Origin of the sequence: Nocardia sp. NPDC058497, assembly GCF_042720195.1 — a bacterium.
Lineage (GTDB): Bacteria > Actinomycetota > Actinomycetes > Mycobacteriales > Mycobacteriaceae > Nocardia.
On the sequence record NZ_JBHXMY010000329.1, the window covers coordinates 1 to 2,170 of the forward strand.

At 68.2% G+C, this 2,170-nt stretch carries 4 protein-coding genes; 3 read left to right on the forward strand and 1 reads right to left on the reverse strand.

The genetic code is table 11. The features are described from left to right. Positions 1–57 precede the first annotated feature (57 nt). Complete coding sequence (locus tag ACFWPJ_RS20760) at positions 58–486, forward strand: hypothetical protein (protein WP_378853682.1); 429 nt, start codon at positions 58–60, stop codon at positions 484–486. Here the strand turns inward: ACFWPJ_RS20760 and ACFWPJ_RS20765 are convergent. Then, complete coding sequence (locus tag ACFWPJ_RS20765; protein WP_378853684.1) at positions 437–1,126, reverse strand: LppP/LprE family lipoprotein; 690 nt, start codon at positions 1,124–1,126, stop codon at positions 437–439. The genes ACFWPJ_RS20760 and ACFWPJ_RS20765 overlap by 50 nt on opposite strands. Before the next feature lie 266 nt (positions 1,127–1,392). On the opposite strand from ACFWPJ_RS20765, the gene ACFWPJ_RS20770 reads away from it, so the two are divergent. Together ACFWPJ_RS20770 and ACFWPJ_RS20775 are read left to right on the forward strand one after the other, a co-directional pair. Then, a complete protein-coding gene (locus tag ACFWPJ_RS20770) occupies positions 1,393–1,809 on the forward strand; it encodes a hypothetical protein (protein ID WP_378853686.1) in 417 nt (138 codons plus the stop codon). Positions 1,810–1,847: 38 nt separating this feature from the next. Continuing rightward, positions 1,848–2,138 (forward strand): hypothetical protein, encoded by a 291-nt coding sequence (locus ACFWPJ_RS20775; RefSeq protein ID WP_378853688.1) that lies wholly within the window; start codon positions 1,848–1,850, stop codon positions 2,136–2,138. Positions 2,139–2,170: the final 32 nt, after the last annotated feature.

Genomic DNA, 2,170 nt, shown 5'->3' on the forward strand with positions numbered 1-2,170 from the left:
ATACGAAACCATCAGTTTCGATACCGATAGTTTCGCAACGCATCGCTGGAGGTAGCCATGATCACCTGGTCCGGAAGAGTTCTCGCCTTCCTCGGCGGGGCCCATATCCTTGCCGCGACCGCGCTCGGCCACCGCCATTTCGGCCGGTGGTTCTCGTTCGGACTGTGGGCACCCGAGGCCGACATCACCGAACTGCCCGCCCCGATCGGCGCCTTCTGGATGGGGCCCGGCAGCTTCGGCGTCCCACTGCTGTTGCTGGGGTGCCTCGTCGTCTGGATGGATCGCCGCGCGATCACCCCGCCGGGTTTCCTCGCCTGGTCACTGCTGGCCTGGACGGCTGTCTGCGCACTGATCTTCGAACCGGCCCCCTGGGTGGCGGCGACGGCGGCGGCCGTCCTGCTGCTGATCGGTATCCGCCGCGCCGCCGCCCCGGCGCCTAGCGGTGCGGCTGGGTCACCTCCGTCGGCAGCGGCGCACTCATCGTGACCTTGGAGCCGGTCCAGGTGTAGGTGATCGTCGCCGGGCCGCCCTGCGGTGCCGCGAACGGTTCGTCGGCGACCAGCCACTTGTAGTCGACGGTGACCGCGTTGTCGCTGGCACCGGAGACGTAGGTGAAGGCGTAAGCCTCGGAAGTTGCTGTGCCCAGCCACTTTCCGTCGCTGAAGAACAGGATGTGGATCGGCGCGCCCGCCGAGTTGCCGCCTACCGCCCGCACCCAGAGCAACTGTCCGCAGTTGCCCGGCTGGTCGGCCGAGGCCTGGGAGGCGACCCAGCTGCCGCCCAGGCGGGACAGGGCGTTCTGCACGCCGGTGGAGGCGGGATCGATGCAGCGGCCCGGCCCGCTGATGTCGTTGGCGGGGGCCGGATTCGGGGCCGTGGTGTCCGGCGCCGACGTTTCCGCGGGCGCCTCGGTAACCGGGGCAGGCGCTACCGTGCCCGGGGCATCGGGCGCCTGCGTCGCGCCGGGAGCCTGGGTTGCGGGCGGCTGCTGACCGGCCGACGGCTGAACGACGGTCGCCGATGCCTTGGTCGATGTAGTTGTGCCCGAACCAATTTCCCCACTGCAGCCTGCCACCGACGCCGCGGCAATGGCGATCAGCGCACCCATCCGAACTGCGTTCTTCATGATTCCTCGATTCGTGTCCCCGCCGCGCCGATCGCGCGTACTGATGACTCCATCGGGACCCTGAACAGCCCTGTTAGGCGAAATCCGGCAATCCTCACCCTAGGGTGCGAAATCATCACCCCCTGTAACGAATTCGGCGCCTGATCACCGACTCGGGCCGGGCGGCCGGATGTGCCATCGGAGCGGGACTATGGCAAGGTCCCTGCCGAGCCAACAGATTCGGGGGAACCGTGGGAATTCGTCAGTTCGTGGTCGGAGCGCTCGCAGTGACCGTGCTGTCCGGGTGCACGAGTACGGTGCCCGGGACCGCCGTCTCCGCCGAGATCGACGGTGCGAACCCGGCACCCTCGGTGGAGTTGTCGGCGATCACGGGTACCTGGGTGGGCTCGTACACCTGCAACCAGGGTACGACCGGTCTCACGCTGACGGTGCAGCCCTCCGGCCGCACGGAGTTCGCGTTCTACCCCCTGCCGACCAATCCCAAGGCCATGTCCGGCCGCTTCGAAATGCGCGCCACCACCGACTCGGGCCGCCTCGAGTTCCAGCAGGTGCGCTGGATCGAACGGCCCGGCGCCTACCTCATGGTCGACCTCCAGCCCACCCGGCACGACGACACCGTGCTGAGCGGCAATGTGCGCGCCGACGGCTGCTCGACCTTCAGCGTCAGCCGTAACCGGGGCTGACGGGCGCGCCGCGCACGCCGGAAAATCACTGGCACGCCATGACAGGATCGGTCTGTGCTGTTGACGATCTCCACGACCTATACCCCATCAAATGCCGTGGGCGCAAATACCTGCGGATCATCTATGGTCCCGACTACACCGTGCCGGAACACCTCGCGCGCTTGCGTGATCGGACCCTGAGCCGCAAACGTGGTCTCGCGATGCGGGAGCACGGGCTCGGGTTGGCGGCGCTCGACGCCGTCGCCGCCGGGGAGCCACGGTGGCGGGTGCACGAGCTCGTATTCGCCATCCTGGCAATGGAATCGGTGCCGACCGACCCGCGGCTCTGACCGAGACCCGCCCGCACCGATCAGTGCGGGCG